At 60.6% G+C, this 20946-nt stretch carries 18 protein-coding genes and 1 riboswitch; of the genes, 6 read left to right on the forward strand and 12 right to left on the reverse strand.

Going from position 1 to position 20946, the window contains the following annotated elements:
- Positions 1–70 precede the first annotated feature (70 nt).
- Genes KQI17_RS08625 through KQI17_RS08640 form a run of 4 tightly spaced genes read right to left on the reverse strand, consistent with a single transcriptional unit; the run spans position 71 to position 4324 of the window.
- A complete protein-coding gene (locus KQI17_RS08625; protein ID WP_216495776.1) occupies positions 71–1471 on the reverse strand; it encodes a M20/M25/M40 family metallo-hydrolase in 1401 nt (466 codons plus the stop codon).
- Positions 1468–2220, reverse strand: coding sequence for an amino acid ABC transporter ATP-binding protein (locus tag KQI17_RS08630; RefSeq protein WP_253285745.1), 753 nt, complete (start codon positions 2218–2220; stop codon positions 1468–1470). Before KQI17_RS08630 ends, KQI17_RS08625 begins: the two co-directional genes overlap by 4 nt.
- Positions 2221–2232: 12 nt before the next feature.
- Positions 2233–3417, reverse strand: a complete 1185-nt coding sequence (locus KQI17_RS08635) for an amino acid ABC transporter permease (protein ID WP_216495777.1) — start codon at positions 3415–3417, stop codon at positions 2233–2235.
- Between the two features lie 34 nt (positions 3418–3451).
- A complete protein-coding gene (locus KQI17_RS08640) occupies positions 3452–4324 on the reverse strand; it encodes a transporter substrate-binding domain-containing protein (protein WP_216495778.1) in 873 nt (290 codons plus the stop codon).
- A gap of 161 nt (positions 4325–4485) precedes the next feature.
- Positions 4486–4657: riboswitch (Lysine riboswitch) on the reverse strand.
- A 521-nt stretch (positions 4658–5178) separates the two neighbouring features.
- Here KQI17_RS08640 and KQI17_RS08645 point away from each other — a divergent pair.
- Positions 5179–9411, forward strand: a complete 4233-nt coding sequence (locus KQI17_RS08645) for an S-layer homology domain-containing protein (RefSeq protein WP_216495779.1) — start codon at positions 5179–5181, stop codon at positions 9409–9411.
- Positions 9412–9536: 125 nt separating this feature from the next.
- Here KQI17_RS08645 and KQI17_RS08650 read toward each other — a convergent pair whose 3' ends face one another.
- From KQI17_RS08650 to KQI17_RS08670, 5 genes are all read right to left on the reverse strand, one after another.
- Complete coding sequence (locus KQI17_RS08650) at positions 9537–9677, reverse strand: hypothetical protein (RefSeq protein WP_253285746.1); 141 nt, start codon at positions 9675–9677, stop codon at positions 9537–9539.
- 145 nt (positions 9678–9822) lie between these two features.
- Positions 9823–11814, reverse strand: coding sequence for a SpoIIE family protein phosphatase (locus KQI17_RS08655; RefSeq protein ID WP_216495781.1), 1992 nt, complete (start codon positions 11812–11814; stop codon positions 9823–9825).
- Positions 11811–12638, reverse strand: a complete 828-nt coding sequence (locus KQI17_RS08660) for a formyltransferase family protein (RefSeq protein ID WP_216495782.1) — start codon at positions 12636–12638, stop codon at positions 11811–11813. Before KQI17_RS08660 ends, KQI17_RS08655 begins: the two co-directional genes overlap by 4 nt.
- 19 nt (positions 12639–12657) lie before the next feature.
- On the reverse strand, positions 12658–14433 hold the full coding sequence (locus tag KQI17_RS08665; RefSeq protein WP_253285747.1) for an MATE family efflux transporter: 1776 nt from the start codon (positions 14431–14433) through the stop codon (positions 12658–12660).
- On the reverse strand, positions 14426–14722 hold the full coding sequence (locus KQI17_RS08670; protein WP_216495783.1) for an STAS domain-containing protein: 297 nt from the start codon (positions 14720–14722) through the stop codon (positions 14426–14428). Before KQI17_RS08670 ends, KQI17_RS08665 begins: the two co-directional genes overlap by 8 nt.
- A 252-nt stretch (positions 14723–14974) precedes the next feature.
- Here KQI17_RS08670 and KQI17_RS08675 point away from each other — a divergent pair, with 252 nt between their 5' ends.
- On the forward strand, positions 14975–15796 hold the full coding sequence (locus KQI17_RS08675) for a polysaccharide deacetylase family protein (RefSeq protein WP_216495784.1): 822 nt from the start codon (positions 14975–14977) through the stop codon (positions 15794–15796).
- 266 nt (positions 15797–16062) lie between these two features.
- Here the strand turns inward: KQI17_RS08675 and KQI17_RS08680 are convergent, their stop codons facing one another.
- Positions 16063–16335 carry a hypothetical protein gene (locus KQI17_RS08680; RefSeq protein ID WP_216495785.1) on the reverse strand — a complete coding sequence of 91 codons (273 nt, stop codon included), beginning with the start codon at positions 16333–16335 and terminating at the stop codon, positions 16063–16065.
- A 221-nt stretch (positions 16336–16556) separates the two neighbouring features.
- Between KQI17_RS08680 and KQI17_RS08685 the strand changes: the two genes are divergently transcribed.
- From KQI17_RS08685 to KQI17_RS08700, 4 genes are all read left to right on the forward strand, one after another.
- Positions 16557–16793, forward strand: a complete 237-nt coding sequence (locus tag KQI17_RS08685; protein WP_371821981.1) for a hypothetical protein — start codon at positions 16557–16559, stop codon at positions 16791–16793.
- 245 nt (positions 16794–17038) lie between these two features.
- The gene (locus KQI17_RS08690; RefSeq protein WP_216495787.1) at positions 17039–17464 is read left to right on the forward strand and encodes an RNHCP domain-containing protein; all 426 of its coding nucleotides are present in this window, start codon (positions 17039–17041) and stop codon (positions 17462–17464) included.
- 161 nt (positions 17465–17625) lie between these two features.
- Positions 17626–17844 (forward strand): hypothetical protein, encoded by a 219-nt coding sequence (locus tag KQI17_RS08695; RefSeq protein WP_216495788.1) that lies wholly within the window; start codon positions 17626–17628, stop codon positions 17842–17844.
- A gap of 178 nt (positions 17845–18022) precedes the next feature.
- Complete coding sequence (locus tag KQI17_RS08700; RefSeq protein WP_216495789.1) at positions 18023–19189, forward strand: pyridoxal phosphate-dependent aminotransferase; 1167 nt, start codon at positions 18023–18025, stop codon at positions 19187–19189.
- Positions 19190–19253: 64 nt separating this feature from the next.
- Here the strand turns inward: KQI17_RS08700 and KQI17_RS08705 are convergent, their stop codons facing one another.
- Together KQI17_RS08705 and KQI17_RS08710 are read right to left on the reverse strand one after the other, a co-directional pair.
- Positions 19254–20612 (reverse strand): PFL family protein, encoded by a 1359-nt coding sequence (locus KQI17_RS08705; protein WP_216495790.1) that lies wholly within the window; start codon positions 20610–20612, stop codon positions 19254–19256.
- Positions 20613–20627: 15 nt separating this feature from the next.
- Entirely contained in the window at positions 20628–20900 is a 273-nt protein-coding gene (locus tag KQI17_RS08710; protein ID WP_216495791.1) for an ACT domain-containing protein, read from the reverse strand.
- Between the last annotated feature and the right edge of the window lie 46 nt (positions 20901–20946).

The following is a 20946-nucleotide window of genomic DNA, read 5'->3' on the forward strand; positions in this document are numbered from 1 at the left end:
GCGTTCCCGGTGCAGGGAACGCGGCTCTTTTTGCGTGCTTGCGGCTTAGCGTGCGGGCTGCGGTCGTGTCTCAGAGATTGGCGTGCTCCATCAGGTCGATGAGCACGCGGATGCCCTGCAGGTAGGCGCGGACCAGAATGCGCTCGTTCGTCCCGTGGACGCCGGAGGCGGCCTCCTCGGGCTCCGCCATGAAGGGCGAGCAGCGCAGGCAGGTGTCGCAGATCTGCTCGTATTGGTGCGCGTCGGTCGCGCCGACGGTCATGGACGGAACGAACACCACGTCGGGGTAGTAGCGCTGCATACTGTCCACCACCGTGCGGTAGCCGTAGCCATTGCGCCGGGCCGTGGCAGAGGGATCGTTGGCCTGCTGGTAGCGCAGCTCCACAGTCGGGTCCTGCACCGCCGCACGGCAGTGCGCCATCACGCTCTCGACCGTGTCGCCGTCGGCAAGACGGAAATTGATGACCGCCTGCATATCCTGCGGCATCACGTTGCAGGCCCTGCTGCTGCCCTGAATAACGGTGGGAGCGATGGTCGTGGTGACAAAGGGAAAGAGCGCGGAGGACTGATAGCAGTAGGCCGCAATGGCGTCCGCGTTCGCGCGGACGTCCCGCGTCAGCGTTCTGAGCGGCTCGGCGGTGATGTAGGGCGCGAGCGTTTCAAACGCGCCCATCATGGCGGGATTGAGCCGCACGGGGAACGGGCTGCGGACGATGTCCGCGATGGCACAGGCGAGATGGGCGAGCGAGGTGCCGCCGTAGGGGCGGCTCGAGTGTCCGCCGATGGAGCGGACCGTCAGCTCCAGATCGGCGTAGCCCTTCTCCATCAGATCGACCTGCGCGATGGAAAGGTCGGGCGCGCCGAAGGCCGCGCCGGATTCGATCTTGCCGCCGCCCTCATCTAAAACGAATTCCAGCGTTACGCCCTGCGCCTTGAGGTGGTCGGAGATCGCCAGCGCGCCGGTGTTGAGCGTCTCCTCATCGTCGCCGAAGGCGAGGTAGGCGGTGCGCCGAAAGGAACTGCCGTGGGCCAGCAGATACTCCGCGGCCTCCAGCACGCCGAAAACCTGATTTTTGATGTCGAGCGTGCCGCGGCCCCAAATGAAGCCGTCCGCCACTGCGCCGGAGAAGGCGGGATAGGTCCAGTCCTGCTCCGTGCCCTCGACCACCGGCACCACGTCCTGATGGGACATATACAGGCAGGGACGCAGCGTTTCGTCGCTGCCGGGGATGGTGATGAGCACGGCGTGGTGGCCGAGCCGCTCAAAGACGCCCGCGCGCATGATGTGGGGATAGCTCGCCTTCATGTGCGCGTGGAGCGCGTCGAACGTACTGTAATCGGTCAGGCTGTGGTCGGCATAGTTGATGGTTCTGCATTGGATTGCCTGCGAAAGACGCGCGACCGCACCCTCGGCGTCTAAGTCGGGATAATTGCCCTCGAGGGCAAAGAAATCGGTGATCTTCTTCGTCATGCCATTTTGTCCTCCAGATAGCGGCTGAGAAATTCGCGGGTACGGCTCTCCTTCGGGTTTCCGAAGACCTCACGCGGCGAGCCCTGCTCTAAAATGACGCCCCGGTCCATGAATACCACGCGGTCGCTGACCTCCTTGGCAAAGGCCATCTCGTGCGTCACGACGACCATGGTCATGCCCTCCTGCGCAAGGCGCTTCATCACATCGAGCACCTCGCCCACGATCTCGGGGTCGAGGGCGCTCGTCGGCTCGTCGAAGAGCATGATCTCAGGCTCCATGCACAGCGCCCGCGCGATGGCAACGCGCTGCTTCTGCCCGCCGGAGAGGCGGCGGGAGTCGGCGTGGATGAAATCCTCCAGCCCGACGGCCTTGAGGTGGCGGATGGCCGTCTCCTCGGCCTGCGCCCTGGGAATGTGCCGCACCGTCATGGGCGCGAGCGTGCAGTTGTCCAGCACGGACTTGTTGTTGAAAAGGTTGAAGCCCTGAAACACCATGCCGATCTTCTGCCGCAGGGCGTTGAGGTCGACCTTGAGGTCCATGAGATCCTGTCCGTCGAACCAAATGTGACCGGAGTCGGCTTCCTCCAGCAGATTGATGCAGCGCAACAGCGTGGACTTGCCGGAGCCGGACGCGCCGATGATGCACACGACCTCGCCGCGGTCGATCTCCAAGTTGATGCCCTTGAGCACGTGGAGGTCGCCGAAGGACTTTTCGAGCTGTTCGATTTTGATGATGGGATCGTTCGTCATAGCGTCCTCCTGTCAGTTTGAGCTGGGAAGTCCCAGATCGACGGTTTGATTGCCCTGACGCCGCTTCGTGTTGTCCGGCGCGGTCATCCTTCCCGTGATGGCCTTGAGCAGGAGCGAGGAAAGATACGTCAGGAACAGGTAAACGGTGGCGGCGATGAGGTAGCACTCGGTGCCCTTATAATAAATGCCGGCGACCGAGCGGGTCATGAACATCAGGTCGGATACGCCCAGCACGCACAGCACGGAGGAATCCTTGATGTTGATGATGAACTCATTGCCGATGGCGGGCAGCGAATTTTTGATGGCCTGCGGGAAAACGACTCTGCGCATGGCCTGCCAGTGCGTCATGCCGAGCGAACGCGCGGCCTCCATCTGCCCCGCGTCGACGGCGAGGATGCCGCCGCGCAGCACCTCGGCAAGGTACGCGGTCGAGTTGAGCGAGACCGTGACAAGACCGGAGATGAAGAGCGACCAGACGCGGTTGATCTCCGTGACGCTCATGCCGGTGCGCTTGAAGAGATTGAAGATCGCGTAGTAGAAGATGAGGGACTGCACCATCATCGGCGTGCCGCGGATGACGAAGATGTAGAAGCGGGCGAATTTGTTCGCGACGATTTTGATAAGCTTCACAAAGTCGTTGTTGCGCTTGTCGGGTTCCTGAATGCGGAGAAAGACCATGAGAAGCGCCAGCACGAACGCGATCGCCGTGCCGGCCAGCGCGAGCTGAACGGTCGTCCACACGCCGGTGACGAAGAGCGAGCGCTGGTTGTAGGCCATGTAGACCATGGAGGAGAGCGTGCCGGTGGGGTTGCTCTCGGCGTGGACGGCGGCGTGGACGACGTAGGCGAGCTTGAGCACGAAGCGGTCAAGCGCGAGCAGCGCGGCAGCCGCGGCGTCCAGATAGGAGAGATAGCGGCTCAGCCGCACGAGGGCCGGGCGCTTGAGAATGGTCTCGCCGTAGCTGCTCCAGTGCGTCCATTTCACGAGCAGCGCCAGCGTGCTGACGACCAAAAAGAAATAGCAGACCGCGGCGAGCGCCGTACCGGGCACGGAGCCGGCGGGCAGAAAGCTGTACGGACTGGGCGCGGAATACCACAGGCTCAGGCCGACGAGGGCGATGACGCTGCCGCCCAGATAAACATAACGGTGGTCCCGTGCGATGAAGCTCTGACCACGGGACGTGGGGGTTCCTCTCATGGTGCTTCCTCCTTATGCGGCGTGGAGCCGCCGGTTACTTCGGCTGGTTGGCGACGGCGGTGTTCCACATCTCGGTGCGCGCGTCGCTGTCGATGGTGGCAAGGATCTCGTTGATCTGCGCGAGCAGCTCGGTGTCGGACTTGCGCAGGCCTACGCAGGAGCCCTTGGCGGGCAGCGTGAAGCCGTTGCCCTCGCTGAAGGTGATGAGACGGAAATCGGGATTCGAGGCGAGGTAGCCCGGGGCGCTCTCCTCGTTGATGACGATGGCGTCGCAGGTGCCCTGCTGCAGGCGGGAGATCATGTCGGGCACGCTGCCGACGGGGCTGAGGTGCTCGACGCCCTCGATCTGGTCGATGACGTCGTCGAGCGCGGTGCCCTGCTGGCCGAGCACGGCGGCGCCGGAGAAGTCCTGAATGGAGGTCGCGTTCTCATACGGCGAGCCGGCGAGCACCATCATGCTGTAGATCGTCTCCTTGTACGGGTCGGAGAAGTTGATGGACTCGCGGCGCTCGGCGGTGTCCATCATGCCGGCGATGATGGCGTCGATCTGGCCCTGATTGAGCGCGTCGATCAAGCCGTCCCAGCTGAGCTTGACGATGACCAGCTCCTTGCCGAGCTGATCGGCGAGAATGCGCGCGATCTGCACGTCGTAGCCCTCGGCGTAAGCGCCGGCGACGTTTTCCACGGGAACGTTGGTGTCGGTCGCGGCGCTCTCCTGCCAGTTGCTCGGCGCGTAGGCACATTCCATGCCGACACGGAGCTGGCTGCTTTCAGTCGCGGGTGGATCGGCTTCTTCGGCGGGGGTGTTCGTGTCCTGCGCGGGGGGCGTCGTGCCCGCGCCGCAGGCGGTGAGGGCGAGCAGCATGAGGGCTGCGAGCAGGGTAGCGATGGTTCTTCTGAGGTTCATGGTGTTGCTTCCTTTCTGAATGGAAATTGGCTCCGTGGGGGGAGTCGGCCCTTCGTTGTCCGCGCCAACGAGTTCGGAAACAGAAAAAGCCGTAAATGCTCATGTGGAGCATTTACGGCAAATGATCTGCAATACCGGCAAAACCGAAACCGGCCTGCCGACTCTTCGATAGCGCTCCACAAATTGTGACAGTCCGGCGGATCTTCTCCGACGAGCCAGCAGAAAACGGCACAGGAACCGTTCCTCACTTCGGCGGCTTCCCCTTTCCCTTTGTCCCGGATCTCTGCTCCGTACGGACTCGGTACTCTTGTCGGCCGCGCCTCTATCTCGCTCAACTGAATTGAGCCTATTCAATTGTTGACGTGAAGATACTACGGCGGCGCGCGAATGTCAAGCCCCCGCGGAACAGTTCTCAAATTCTTGACAATCTTGCACCGAAAATCCTCTCGACCTTGTAGAATTTTACCATTCGCACGGTTATTTATGCGCGGCAAAAGCGCACGGAAAGGCACGAGACGACCGTTTAACGGAATATTTATGCTCTCTGCCGCTCTGCGCCCTCCGTTTTAGGACGCTTTAACATAGCGCAAAGCGGACGCTTTGCCAAGTAAATACGGCGGCGACGCGAAGCGGCAAGGCGGGTTTGACGAAATGCATGGAATTGCAAAAAGTGTCGCGCGAAATTTGTCATTTCCTTACAGGAAAAATGTTGATTTTTTTACACGGGCGTGCTATGATATCGCCGTAAAGTGCAAAAAGGGGCCATGGCCCCTTTTCTGTTCCCGACCGGGAACAGATGTGCTGTGCTCGCCCGCGGGAAGCCGCGGAAAATATACATTGTAGGAGGACCTTTTATGAAACGTAAATTGCTATCCGTTTTACTGTGCCTCGCGATGGCGCTGTCGCTCTTACCGACGGCAGCCCTGGCGGAGGGGACAGGGGCGACAGCGGACTTCGTCACCCTCGAACTGACCTACGGCTCTAATGTTACCGCAGAGCAAGTCGCCGCAGCTAAGGCAATGTACGAGGGCAAGAAGTATGAGACCTGCAAGGCCGCGAACGAGGCTTACATGGCACTGTACGGCGTAGGTAAGAATAGCGATGGCGTTTTGGACGTCGTGAATAACAATGCTCCGCTACGTAGCTATGTAAACAACACGGCACCCGTGACTGAGGTTAAATTTTATATCCACGGTACTCTGGCGGGCTTTACCTCTCTTCTGTCTGCCGGCAATCAAATTGATTGCACTGTTGGCGGCAACCATCAAATTGCCCGCACCAGCATCAGTATTATCGGCGTGGATGGCTCCGGCAGCAAGGCTAAGCTGACGGACGGCAATGTGCAGGCTTATGTGGCCGGCGGTTATGACAATATGTACACTAACTCTGGCAAGCTGACCATCGACAATATTGAATTTAGGACCACAAATAGCACTACCGTTGCCGCTTCCGCTGCAAACGCAACAAGCGGCAGTACCAAGATGGCTACCGGCGAAATGGAGATCAAGAACTGCAAGTTCAATGGCCGTCTGTATGTCTACGACAATTTTGAGAACACTGGGATGACTTACAACATCCACGACAATGTGTTCGACGGCAGCAACTACTCCGGCGACAGCAACGCCTATCCCATCTTCGCGCAGTGCAGGGGCGGCAATGAGCTAATTATCAAGAACAACAACATCAGCGGCTTTGCCCGCGGCATCAACATTGACCATGCCAATATCAAGGCGACGATTGATGACAACACCATTTCCATTACGGATGCTGGACGCGCCTGTATCCAGCTCAGCAGCTTGACCACCGCTGATATCAAGGGCAACACGCTGAACCTCACCGGCGGCAACGCGATCACGCTGCACGAAAAGCTGCTGACTATGTCTACCGCCCCCGAGGTCAGCATTGAGAACAACACCATCACTGGCACCGGCTACCTCATCTACGACGATGCGGCGGCCAACAACAAGAGCTTTACCTCCGATAAGCTGAAACTCACCTATAGCTCTAATACGGTTCCCAGCACCGTTGATACCACCAAGGGCGTGAAGGGCAGCAAGGAGACTGCCCTGACCGGCTATGTTGCGGCTGTGGCACAGGGCAAGTATAATTCCGGTCAGGCCGCGCAGGTCGGCACGGAATACTATGAAACCCTCACCGAGGCTTTTGCGGCGCTGAATGAAACCAACCACACTCTGACGCTCATTGACGGCAGCGCGTGGGATGCCGCCACCCCCGTCTACTGGGCTGCCGGTACGCAGAGCGGCTATGTTGCCAAACTGACCGATGCTCTTACTGCGGCGTATAAGGCCAACGCGGGCGACATCACCATTGTCTGCCGTCCCGGCGCGGACGTCGGCGAAATGACTCACGGTCATGTTGCGGATAACCTGACCATCTACGGCAACAACGCCTACCTCTCCGACGGCGAGTGCGACCTCGAGGTGGATGAGTACAAATTCAGCCGTACCACTGGTGAGAAGGATGAAACGAATGGTGAATATCTTACCAAGGACATCACCATCACCGCCTACGAACTGGACAACCTCGGCGTTTGGGGTACACGCCACACCGACAAAAAGGTTACAATCAATCTGACCGATTGCGACGGCAAGGCGATCACAGGCAAGACCAATGTCCAGCGCGTCTATATCAGCGGCACAAGCGGTGTAAACAACATCACCCTGAAGGACTGTGACTTTATTACGAACAACACCTCCGTCTATTCCAACGCAGACGGCGCAGTGGTGATCGATGGCTGTTCCTTCACCGGCTCCGCGGCTCCGGCCAATTTCAATCATAAGGCGAACGGTGAGCAAACGGTCACGGTAAAGAACAGTACCTTCACAAATTGCGGCGATGCCGGCGAGTGGAAGCAGTTCGCCGCGCCCATCCGCTTTGTCAACAGCGGCAGCGGCACGATGAGCACTGAAGTCACGGGCACCAGCATCACCGGCACCGTCGGCAATAACGGCGACATTCTGCTGGGCGACGGCCGCACAGGTGAAACCTCTAACGACGTTACCCTGACGGTCAAGGACACCGCCGCCAACGTTCAGGCCCAGAAGCCGGGGTACTATGACAACAGCGGCAGCACCGCACAGGACAAGGTCAGTAAGACCAAGGTGGCAGAGACTGAGCAAAAAACGATCGAGCTTAAGAGCAGCGACGACTTCAAGCTGGTCGAGGTCGCCGGTACCAAGTATTCCGACGTCACACGGGCCATCACCGCGGCGCAAAACGGCGGCAAGGTCGTTACGCTGCTGACTGCGGACGATGTGCTGGTTCAGGCGATCCTGGACGGTCAGTACGGTTCCATCGACGGCCTGACCATCGAGCTGCCCACCGGCAACTACGGTCAGCTTGAGCTTGGCCGCGCCACAAAATATCCGGGCAGCAACACGGAGTATCATACCTTCAAGGGCGATTATGCTGCCCCGACGGAAACCAAGAAATATACTACGGTGGAAGAACTCAAGACAACGCTGGCAGATACGAATACATATCATGGAAACCTTATGTATATCCGCAGCCTGAACAATATTACGCTCAAGGCGGCTACAGGTGCAAATGTGAATATCGCTGGCGTTTCTATGAAATCGGCTCATATATACGGGACTGAAAGCAAAACTGTTCACGACTATGTCCTGAACAATGATATTGTGGATACCAACAAATCATTCTGGCTCGTCCATCATGTGAATGACATCAAGTTTGAAGGCCTGAATTTCACGGGCAATGTGAATATCGCCTCGTCCTTGGCAGACGCTTTGATTGATGGTGTCACCTTTGATAATTGCTCTTTCACTACCAACGGAACGGAAAGCGACAAGGGTCAGGCCCTTCGCTACTACAACGAGAACAACAACGGCAAGGTCAGCGACCTGAAGGTCATCAACTGCACGTTCAACAACTGCTATCAGGGCGTTTACACAGGGCATATCAAAAATGTCACGGTGACGGACAGCAGCTTTACGAACACCGGCCACAATGCGATTGCAATTCAGAATAATTCTGATAAAGGCACGTGCAACCACGGCAATGTTGTGATCACCAGAAATACATTCGCCAACATCGGCGACCGCATCATCCGCTTCAACACGGTCGGCGCAGATACGCAAATCACCATCACCAACAATACTGCGACCAACAGCGGCGATAGAGCGGGTGAGGTCATCAAGGCGAACTCCCTTGCCGATGGGATCACCTATACCGTCCGTGGAAACAACTGGGGCAGCGGCACCAAGGTCGCCAATGACCAGCTCAAAGACACCGCAGCCCCCAGTTACTCCGGCAGCAGCTCTGACCCGACCTACTCCGTCTCCACGCCGAGCAAGACCGAGAACGGCAGCGTGACCGTCAGCCCGAAGAGCGCCAGCAAGGGCGACACCGTGACCGTGACCGTCAAGCCCGACAGCGGCTACGTCCTCGAGACCCTGACCGTCACCGACAAGAACGGCAACGAGCTGACGCTCAAGGACAAGGGCAACGGCAAGTACACCTTCACCATGCCCTCCGGCAAGGTCGAGGTCAAGGCGACCTTCATGGAGGACAACTCCATGCTGAACTTCTTCTACGACGTGCCCAACGACGCGTACTTCTATGAGGCTGTCAAGTGGGCGGTCAAGAACGGCATCACCACCGGCGTGGGCGATAATCTGTTCGCTCCCGAGCAGCCCTGCACCCGCGCGCAGATCGTGACCTTCCTGTGGCGCGCCGCCGGCTCTCCCGAGCCGAAGGGCACCGCGGCTGGTATGACCGACGTGGTCTCCGGCAGCTACTATGAGAAGGCCGTGGCGTGGGCCATCGAAAACGGCATCACCACCGGCACGACGACCAGCACGTTCTCTCCCGACGCGACCTGCACCCGTGCGCAGGCGGTGACCTTCCTCGCCCGCGCCCTGAACGCGAAGGCGGCGAGCGCGGCGGAGTTCTCCGACGTCCCGACCGACAGCTACTTTGCGGACGCGGTCGCCTGGGCGGCGGCCAACGGCGTGACCGAGGGCATCGGCGGCGGCCTGTTCGGCTCCGACAACGACTGCACCCGCGGCCAGATCGTCACGTTCCTTTACAGAGCATACAACAAGTAACGGGAACACGCTCCCTCAGACAAAACAAAGAGAAGAGGCCCATCTGCCAAAGCAGATGGGCCTCTTTCGTATATCGTGCCGGCTCAGCTTCTGCTGAGCTGCGCGGCGAATTCGTGGGCGCGCCTTCATGGGACTTCTTCCGACTTGATGAAAAGCACGGTCCTGTTTTCCATGGAGATCCTGCCGACCGCATAGCCGTATGCTGTCAGCTCCTTTTTACAGCTCAGAAAGGAGCGGTCGAGCGGCACGCCGGCAAGTTCTTCCACCGCATCAAAAGACAGGGCCAGCCGCGGTTGACCCCTTTCGCGTATGGATTCCCGCAGCGCGTCGTGTTTGCGCATTGTGTTTCCTCGGTCAAAATCCTTCCGGAAATGCTCCGCTGCGGGACGGGGGGCGACCCGGTACGATCGTTCAAAGGCTCTTCACGAGCGTCAGGATGTTCGACCCGTCCGCGTATTCATAGGTCACCTCGTCCATGAGCTTCTTCACCATGAAGATGCCGAGACCGCCGACCTCCCGCTCCTCCGCCGACTGCGTTGTATCCGGATCGGGCTTTTCAGTGGGGTCATAGGGCCGTCCGTTGTCGGAAAAGCGAAGCGTCGCCTTGCTGTCCTTCAGTGAGCAGCCCAGCACGACGCCGGTCGCGCCGCTGTAGCGGGCGATGTTGGAGAAGATCTCGTCCACCGCCACATTGACCTGAGCGATCACCTTCATGGAGGCTCCTGCCTCGGCGAGAATGCCCTCAAAAAAGTCGGTGGCCTGCGGCAGCTGCTCCAGCGTCGGCGCGAGACGGATCTTTTTCATGCCCGACGACTTCATCTCGATGCAGAGCATGGTGATATCGTCGAACTGGTCCGCGCCGCCCGCGAACTCGTCCACATCGCGGTGCAGGGCCTCCAGCAGATGGCGGCACGAGCCGCCCTCGGCGGCGTTCAGCGCACGGAGCATCCGGTCAGTCCCGTAGAGCGTGTTGGAAGCATTTGTCGCCTCCGGCACGCCGTCCGTGTAGACCACCAGACGGTCTCCCGCGTTCAGCTCCAGCTCGTATTCCCGGTATCGGGCGCCCTCCATGCCGGCCAGCACGAAGCCGTGCTTATCCTTGAACAGCTCGAAGGAGCCGCCGCGGCGCATGATGGCCGGATACTCGTGGCCCGCGTTGGCGCACTTCATTTTTCCCGTGGAGATCTCGAGAATGCCCAGCCAAACGGTGACGAACATCTCCGCTTCGTTGTTTTCGCAGAGCTGATCGTTCACCTTTTCCAGCACGGCCTTCGGGGACAGACCGCTCTGCGCGGCGGATTTCAGCAGCGTTTTGGAGATCATCATAAACAGCGCCGCGGGGACGCCCTTGCCGGACACGTCCGCCATGACCAGCGCCAGATGGTCGTCGTCCACCAGGAAGAAGTCGTAGAAGTCGCCGCCGACCTCCTTCGCCGGCGTCATGGAGGCGTAAATGTCGAACTCGTGGCGCTCGGGGAAGGCGGGGAAGATGCAGGGCAGCATGGACGCCTGAATGTGGCGCGCCACGTCCAGCTCCGCGCCGATGCGCTCCTTTTCCGCGGTGACGCGGCTGAGGTTTTGAATATATTCATTCAGCTCCGACACCATGTACTGGAACGAATGGGCAAGCTCCTCCAGCTCGTCGCCGGTGTTAACCTCCACCCGAAAGTCGGACAAGGCCGCCATCTTGCTCTCCACCAGCCCGATGGCGGCGTGGTGCAGAGTCCTCAGCGGACGGATCAGAATGCGCCGCACATAGTAGTAGTACGCGAAAATGGAAAGCAGCAGAACAGCCAGCACCACGCACAGCGTCAGGCCGAGAAACTGCCGGATCTGCTGGTCGATCATGTCCATCGAGATGTCTACGCTGGCCAGCGCCACCGGTGTGCCGGCTTTGTTGAGAATGGCGACGTAGGCCGACGCCAGATAGCCGTACTCCTCGTTGTTGGTGATGAGGATGGTCTGTTCCGCGTCGACGGCAAAGGCCCCGTGCATCAGCTCGTTGCCACCGCCGTAGTAGGCGTCGGTGTCGCCGAGGTCGCAGACGCCGTCCTCGCCGGGAACGCCCGCGTCCCAGATGTAGTACATGACCTCATCCTCCGGCACGACCACATAGAAGTATTTCAGCCCCAGCTTCTCCCTGACGTCCTGCAGGTAGCGGTGGATCTCCTCATAATAGGCGTCCTTCTCGCCGGTCCGGTAGTATTGCTCCACACGGTCTCCGTCGATGAGATCCGCCGCCACGGAGGCCTGACCGAACGCGAGAGAGGCGTATTGCTCCTCCATCCGCGCCCGGTACAGTTGGGCAATCGAGGGGGCCAGGATCGCCGCGAGGACGGCGGCCATCGCCACCAGTCCCAGCAGCAGCTTGGGCTGTAACCGTATGCTCCTTGCTCGTTTCATGTCCGCACCTCCATCGGATGGATATGAAGCCGCAAATGACCGTCTCTTACGCGGTAGAGCGCCCGCGTGGGGGACAGACGCTGCACCCTGCAGGGCAGGGAGACTGTGCCGGTCTCCACCGCGGTCACATAGAACCACGCGCCGCCCAGCTCCACCTGGGTCATGGAATTGTATTTTCGGAAGATCGCCAGGGCCTCCGCCCGGCTCATTTCGGAATGCAGCGTCAGCAGCTCGGATGCGGGACGCTTCCAGTAGGGCTGCTTTTCCGCCTGCGGCCGGCCGGCCGCCCAGCGGTCGTCAAGGTGCTCGAGGAGCTCCTCGACCGTCGCGCGCGCCCATGCCGCGCTTTGCAGGTAGACGTCGATGCTGTCCGTGTCCGCGGTTATGTCAATGGTATGCTGCGCCAGAACGTCGCCGCCGTCCAATCGCTGCGCCACCTTGTGCATCGTCACGCCGGTGCATAACAGCTCCCGCTCCATGGCTCCCTCGATGGGGTAATAGCTGCGCCCCTGCGGGAGCAGCGAGCTGTGGGTGTTGATGCCGCGGAACGCGGGGAAGTCCTCCGGCAGCGTCAGGATGCGGTCATACTCCGCGATGAAAAACAGCTCGCAGCCCTCCTCCGTGAAGTACCGCCGGATCTCCTCCGGCGAGATGGCCTCGTAGTGGACGGGGATGCCGAGCTCCCCCGCCCGCTTTACGATGGCATATTCCGTGAAATAGTCCTCGTCGTTGTGATAGGTATACAGTGCCAGCACATGATGCTTTTCCACAAAATATTCAAAGCACGATAGGAACACGTCGCTGCCGAAATAAACGACCTTCATCGCTTTTCCCTCTTTGTCCTCAGATCTTGATGATCAGTGTGTTGAAGCCCTGATAGCGCCGGTAGAAAAATTCCTTCGCCCGCTTTTTGATGACCAGCACGCCCATGCCGTCCATGTCGAAATCCTCGTCCCGGCTGGCGCGGGAAGTATCTAACGCAAAGGGATTGAAGGTCGTGGCGTCGTCCCGCAGGTGCAGCTCCAGCACGCCGCTCTCGTCCATGATGGCCGTCAGCTGGAGGTAGCCGTCCGTCCGCCCCTGAAAGCCGTGCTTCAAGATGGCCATGCCGAGCTCCTCCACGGTCATGGTCGAAAACATCTGCTGCTTCATGTCCGCGCCCCAGACTTCGCAGAAGGCCTCCAGCTCGCGGCACACGTCCATCACATCCTCCGCGTTGCTGAGGATCGTCCGCTGGAAGATGCGCTCCTCCGGCAGCTCCGCTTTCTTATAGCGGCCGCCGAGGCCCAGCAGCAGGAACACCGCCAGCGAGCCGGCCTCCGTCAGCAGGAACAGCAGCCAGAAGCGCTGCAACCCCAAGGCATAGCACACGAACGTCAGCGGGATGAGCAGCACCGCGCCGCGCAGCGTCTCCAGCAGGAACGACGGCTTCTCATTCTCGCAGGCCTGATAGTAATTGCACAGCAGGATATTGATGCCGGCGAACAGCGCCCCCGCGCCGTAGAGCCGCAGCGCGGTACACGCCAGCGCCTCCGACGCCGAACCGGCGATGCCGAACAGCAGGCACATTCCCGCGGGCCACAGCTCCACAAGGGCGATCAGCGCACCGCCCACCGTCAGTCCCGCCGTGAAGCCGAGACGCACCGTGTTCCGCATTCCCTGCCGGTTGTGCTCGCCCTGATAGGTGGAGAGGATGGGCTGCATGGCGCGCCCCGTCCCCTCAAACAGGTACAGGATCAGGTAGGAGGTATTCTGAATGACGTCGAACACCGCCACCGCCGTTTCGCCGCCCAGACGGATCAGCAGATTGTTGCACACGAGGAAGAAGATCATCTGGTACAGGTACTGCACCGAGGTGGCCATACCCGCCTTCAGCGCGGAAAGGGCGGGGGTGAGCCAGCGCCCGCACGGCAGCGCGAAGCGCAGCGTGTGCTTCTGACCGAAAAAGCCCGGCAGATAGATGGCGATGGTGATGATCTGTCCCAGCGCGGTGGACAGCGCCGCGCCCCGCGTGCCCATGTCCAGCGCCAGCACCAGCGTGATGTTCAGCGCGATGTCGCAAAGGTTGCCTATGACCGAGCCGGCGCCGGCGCGGCGCTGACTCCCGTCGTTGCGCAGATAGTAGTTGAACACGTTGGACAGGTAGAACAGCGGCGTAGCCGCGACGAGGACCTGCAGATAGTCCCTTGTGGCGGCATACAGCGCGCCGTCCGTGCTCCGCGTGCCCAGCAGCGCCAGCAGCGGGTCCATGAACACGCTGCCCAGCACGGCGGTCGTGACGCTGAAAAGCAGCGCCAGCGCGAGCACACCGTGAAAGCTGTCCGCGGCCTCCTGCGTTTTGCCCTGACTCAGCAGACGGGAATAGCGAACGGAGCCGCCCAGTCCGAGGCCGTGGGCAAACATGCAGTTGATCATGTAGACCGGCAGGATCAGACCGATGGCGGCAAGTCCCACGGCGCCCAGCCGCTGCCCCACCACCACGGCGTCTGCCATGTCGCTCAGCGCCCAGCCGAGCGACGAGAGCATGGCAGGGACCCACAGCCCACGGAACATCCGAGCGGTAAAGCGGTCCGCCGTCCGATGTGCGGCGGGGCTCATCGTCCGCATGGTGTTATTCAATGGTCAGAATGTCGGAGAAGCCGGTCACCTCAAAGATCTCCATCACCGACTCGCTCACATGGGTGAGCACCATTTTGCCCTGACGGTTCATCAGCTTCTGCGCGGACAGCAGTACGCGCAGTCCCGCCGAGGAGATGTACTCGACCTGCCCGAAGTCCAGACGCAGCTCGGTGACGCCGTCAAGGTCGGCCTTCAGCTCCGTTTCCAGTTGAGGGGCGGTGGTGGTGTCGATACGGCCCTCAATGGCCATTGACAGCGCGGAAGCCTTCTTTTCTTTTCTGATCTCCATGCTTTTTCTCCTCCGAAAATGATCGAATTTTCAGGATGCGGCAGAGGGCTGCATTCTTCCTTATCTATGATAGCTGTATCCATTGTAACACAAGCGCGGCTTTTTCTCAACGAAAAAAGTAAATTCTGCCGAAAATCGGTGCACGAACGGCGGACGGCGGGACGGTCCCGTGACGCGCACGGGGCTCCGCCCGGTATGAAAAAGAAAAGCGCCGCATACCCTCTACCAAAACAAAATGGGGAGGATATGCGGATGTTTTTGCGGTTTGCCTTGAGGGAAAAGCGTGGGAAGCGGGAGGCGGCGAAGCCGCGCTTTCTTGTTCTGCGGCGCAGGACGCTGACCGCCGGTGCGGCGCTGCTGGCGGCGCTCGCCATCTTCGGCGCGGTGAACGCGCCCGCCGCCGTGCGGGCGTCGGCCGCGACGCGTCAGCTGCCCATCTACTGCGTCGAGCGCGATCAGAAGGTGTGCAGCATCTCGTTCGACGCCGCCTGGGGTGCGGACAACACGCAGAAGATTCTCGATGTGCTCGCGGACTACGGTGTGAAGTGTACCTTCTTCGTCGTCGGCAACTGGGCGGACCAGTACCCCGAGCAGGCTAAGGCCATCGTCGAGAGCGGCAACGAGCTGATGAACCATTCCAACGCGCACGACCACTACAATTCCCTGACCGCCGACCGGATCATCGCGGACGTAAACACCTGCAACGATAAGATCGAGGCGCTCACCGGCGTCCGCCCGACGCTCATCCGGTGTCCGTTCGGCGAGTACGACGACCATGTCATTTCCGCCATCCGCTCCATCGGCATGGAGCCCATCCAATGGGATGTGGATTCGCTCGACTGGAAGGGCATCTCCGCCGGTGAGATCACCAAGCGTGTGACGGGGAAGGTGACGAACGGCTCCATCGTGCTCTTCCACAACGCGGGCGAGCACACGCCAGAGGCGCTGCCGGATATCCTCGACTACCTGCTTGGCGAGGGCTATGAGATCGTGCCGATCTCCAAGATCCTGCTGACGAACGAAGAGACGTACATCGACCATACCGGACGGCAGTGCCGGAGCGCAGAAACATGAGATGCCAGCTGCACCGACCAGATCACGGGCGCGAGCGTCAAGCGTCCGGACATTACAGGTATCGAGATTATGTGTGGGAGTTCGAAGACCGCGTGCGCACCCTATAAGAGAACCGAAAAAGGCCGCTGCAGGAATGTTCTGCGGCGGCCTTTTTTCGCGCTGAGAACTGGCGGCTGTCAAGGCTCGGACCTTTCACCGCACCGGAGCCCCGCGGAATTTTCGAAGCCTCCGGTGCGCTCGGTGAGCTGCGCGGGGCGGCGGCTTCCTTACGCCGTGGGCGGCTCGTAGGTCACATCGTATTCGCTCCATTGGATGCGGATGGAGCAGCGCGCGCCGCCAGCGGAGAGAAACGAGTTGATCTCACACATCGACCAGAGCTTGGTCGCGGGGTCCTGCTGGCGGATGCGCATATTGTGCGTCTCCTGCGAGTTCGTGTAGACGGTGCCGTCGAGCGCGACGCTGGCCGAGACGGTGGCGCTGTTCATGGTCTGCGTCTCGATGGTGCTGCCGTCGTAGATGGTCGTGCGGCGGATGTCCACCAGGACCGGTGCAGCGGCATCCTTCGGCGCGATGCTGATACGCAGCGCGCTGGCAGAGGAGCGCTGGTAGGCCAGCGCCAGATCCTTCAGAGGAATGTTCAGTGTGCTGTTTGCCGCGGAGAGATCGACATGATATTCGGTGAACGGCGCGAAGAGGTTGGGCGTCGTCAGCTCCTGCTCGCCGGACTGGAAGTGCAGTTTATAGCTGCGCGGCGTATAAGATCGCCGGTCAGCTCGTGGCCTACTGCATCGAGCACACCGCCGTGCTCGAGGAGCTGCCGCTCGCGCTGCTCCGGCAGTACAGCGAGCGGTTCGGCGAGGACGTTTACGCCGCCATCGCGCTCACCAGCTGCGTGACGGGCCGCACCTCGCTCGGCGGCACCTGCGTCGCGTCGGTCGAGGCGCAGATCGCCTCCGTCCGCGACTTCCTTGCCGGACAGACAGAGGATGAAGCGTGAACCATCCGCGCAGGCTGCAAAGCAGGCAGAGAACGGTTGACAACACAGAGGATCGGGCTATAATAGCAAATAAACGTTAGTCAGCGGGCGGCAGCCCGCTCTCTAAATTAAAATTTGAAGGAGAGCTTTTTGAAACACATCATCCTATCACCGGAGCGTGTGGCCTGACCGGGAGGTTCGGCAAATCCAACACACGCCGCTCCTCCCGAGAAATTTCGCGTGATCTTTCTTCAGGAGGAAACACCATGAACCGCGAAAACAAATGCAAGACCTTTGAAAAAGGCTACTACAAGACGCACGCCTGCAAGGATACCTTCACCTGCAAGGTCTGCGGCCGGCTCTGCACGCCGCAGAATGCTGGCAGCGACCACCGCAACCACTGTCCGAACTGCCTTTCCAGCCTGCACGTCGACATCGAGCCCGGCGACCGGGCGTCCGACTGCGGCGGCATCATGGAGCCGGTGGCTGTTTGGGTGCGCAGAGGCGGCGAATGGGCCATCATCCACCGCTGCAAGCGCTGTGGGACGCTCAGCTCCAACCGCGTGGCGGCGGACGACAACCCGATGAAGCTCATGAGCATTGCCATGAAGCCGCTGTGCGAGCCGCCGTTCCCGCTCGACCGCATCGAGGAGATGACTGCTCTCATGGGCGGTGACGGGCGGCTCCGCTGAGGCGGGAGCCAACGAAGGCCAAAACGCAGAGCAGTACCGAAACGGTGCCGCTCTGCGTTTCCTTTTTTGAAGAATTTTTGAATAATTGATAAAAATGGTTGACGGCCGGACGGTGGAGGACTATAATGACGCCCTGAAACAGAGAAAAAGGAGATCATGGCATGATCACATTGTTTATCATCGGAATGGTCGTTCTGACCGTAAAGCTCGTGGCATTGACGTTCAGCGTCACATGGGGACTGACCAAGACGATCCTGTTCGGCGTCGGCCTTCCGGTCATCCTGGCTGCGCTGTTCATCGCGGGGCTGACGGCCTTCGCCGTCCCGCTGCTGATCCTTGCGCTGCTGGGCGTATTTCTGCTGCCGCTTTTCGGCATCTGAGGAAGCGGCTGCCGCGGAGTGCATGGGATGCGGCAGCGCGTTTGTCCTGATTTTGTACAAAAGGGCGATTGACTTTATCGAGTAGAAGTGTTAAAGTTTCGCTATTATAAAAAGTGCGCGGGCGGGAAGGACGCAGGCTCTGCCGACACGGACAAATGAGAAAGGGAGCAGTAATACCATGCAGGAACTGAGCAGAAGAAACGAGCATTTTACCGACTCCGTCATCCGACGGATGACGCGCATCAGCATCGACTGCGGCGCGATCAATCTGGCGCAGGGCTTTCCCGACTTTGACCCGCCCAAGGCGATGACCGACCGACTGGAGGAGGTCAGCCGGCTCGGTCCGCACCAGTATCCCATCACGATGGGCGCGCCGAACTTCCGTCAGGCGCTCTCGCGTAAGTGTGAGCGCTTCATGGGCATGAAATACGATCCCGAGACCGAGATGGTCGTGACCATCGGCTCAACCGAGGCAATGGTGGACACCATTTTTGCCCTCACGAATCCGGGCGACAAGATCGTGATGTTCTCTCCCTACTTTGAGAATTACCGCGCCCAGACCATCATGGCGGGCTGCGAGCCGGTGTTCGTGCCGCTCGTGCCGCCGGCGTTCGGCTTCGATCCGGAGGTGCTGGAGGACGCCTTCCGTCAGCATCCCAAGGCAATTTTGATCTGCAATCCCTCGAACCCGAGCGGCAAGGTCTTTACCTATGACGAGCTCAAGCTCATCGCAGACCTCTGCATCCGATATGACGTTTACGCCATCATGGACGAGGTCTACGAGCACATCGTCTATGAGGGCCACAAGCACACCTACATGAGCACGCTCCCTGGGATGCGTGAGCGCACGGTCTGCTGCTCGAGCCTGTCCAAGACCTATTCCGTCACCGGCTGGCGTCTGGGCTACGCGCTTGCGCCGCAGAACATCATGGACCGCATCAAGCAGTATCACGACTTCAACACCGTCGGCGCGCCCTCGCCGCTGATGGAGGCCGCTGTCGTCGGGCTGGATATGCCCATGAGCTACTACGAGGAGTTCGGCGCGCACTACGCGCACATGAAGGCGCTCTTTACCGGCGGCATGAAGGAACTCGGCATTCCCTTTACCGACCCGCAGGGCACCTACTTCGTGCTGGCGGACATTTCCCCGTTCCTGAAGAAGGGCCAGTCCGATGTGGACTTCTGCGTGGAAATGGCGCAGAAGATCGGCGTGGGCGCCGTGCCGGGAAGCTCGTTCTTCGACGAGGACGTGAACCACATTATTCGTCTGCATTTTGCCAAGAAGGATGAAACGCTCAACACCGCGCTCGAGCGCCTGAGCCATTTGAAGGACCTTGCGCGCTGATACATGAAAGTGAAAACGGACGCTGCGAAAAAAGCAGCGTCCGTTTTTTGACGGGATGGGGGCTTCAGTTTTTCAGGCTGTGCAGCGGCGCGGGGATACGCCCGCCGCGGGCGATGAAGTCCGCGCTGGAATAGGGGTGTACGGCCTGCACCGGCGCGGAGCCGAGCAGCCCGCCGAACTCCACCGTGTCGCCGACCTTGCAGCCGGGCGCGGGAATGATGCGTACGGCGGTGGTCTTGGTGTTGACCATGCCGATGGCGGCCTCGTCCGCGATGATGGCGGCGATGGTCTCGGCGCTCGTGTCGCCGGGGACGGCGATCATGTCGAGCCCGACCGAGCACACGCAGGTCATGGCCTCGAGCTTATCGAGCGTCAGCGCACCGGAGGAGGCCGCGGCGATCATGCCTTCATCCTCGCTGACGGGAATAAACGCGCCGGAAAGTCCTCCGACGGAGCTGGATGCCATCACGCCGCCCTTTTTCACCGCGTCGTTCAACAGCGCGAGCGCGGCGGTGGTGCCGTGCGTGCCGCAGATCTCGAGGCCCATTTCCTCCAGAATACGGGCCACGCTGTCGCCGACGGCGGGCGTGGGCGCGAGGGAGAGATCGACGATGCCGAACGGCGTATTGAGCCGGCGGCTGGCCTCCTGCGCGACGAGCTGACCCATGCGCGTGATGCGGAAGGCAGTCTTTTTCACCGTCTCGGCGACCACATCAAAGGGCTGGCCCTTTACACTTTGCAGGGCATGGTATACCACGCCGGGGCCGGAAACGCCGACGTTGATGACGCGCTCCGGCTCGCCGACGCCGTGGAACGCGCCGGCCATAAAGGGGTTGTCCTCCACAGCGTTGCAGAACACCACGAGCTTCGCGCAGCCGAAGCCTCCGCAGTCGGCGGTGCGCTCCGCCGCAGCCTTAACGGTGCGGCCCAAGAGCGCCACCGCATCCATGTTGATGCCGGCCTTGGTCGAGCCGACGTTGACGGACGAGCACACAAGGTCGGTGACGGCCAGCGCCTCGGGAATGGCGGCGATGAGCCGGCGGTCGGCGTCGGTCATGCCCTTTTGCACGAGCGCGGAAAAGCCGCCGATGAAATTGACGCCCACGGCCTTGGCGGCGCGGTCGAGCGCGACGGCAAAGGGAACGTAGTCCTCCGTCTCCGAGGCGGCGGCCACGAGCGCGATGGGCGTGACGGAGATGCGCTTGTTGACGATGGGGATGCCGAACTCGCGCTCAATGTCCTCGCCGGTTTTAACGAGCCCTTCGGCATAGCGCGTGATCTTGTCGTAGATCTTCTCACACGCCGCCTTGGCGTCGCGGTCGGCGCAGGAGAGCAGGGAAATGCCCATGGTGATGGTGCGGATGTCGAGGTGCTGGCGGTCGATCATCTGCACGGTGGACAGCACGTCGTTTTTATCGAGCATGGCGCGGACCTCCTCTCAGATGCGGTGCATGGCGTTGAAGATGTCCTCCCGCTGGATGCGCACGGCAAGGCCGCGCTCGGTGCCATAAGCGTCCAGCTTGTCGGCGATCTCCGGGAAGGATACCGTGCACGCGGAAATGTCCACCAGCAGGACCATGGTGAAGTAGCCCTGTTCGAGGATGGTCTGGCTGATGTCGAGAATGTTGATGTTGTACTCCGAGAGCAGGGCGCAGACGGAGGCGATGATGCCGACGCGGTCCCGGCCGAGAACGGTGACGATGGCTTTCATGCTGGATTCTCCTTCATTTATAATCATGTATCCCATATTATAGCAG

The organism is Oscillibacter sp. MSJ-31, from assembly GCF_018918025.1.
Classification (GTDB): domain Bacteria; phylum Bacillota; class Clostridia; order Oscillospirales; family Oscillospiraceae; genus Hominicoprocola.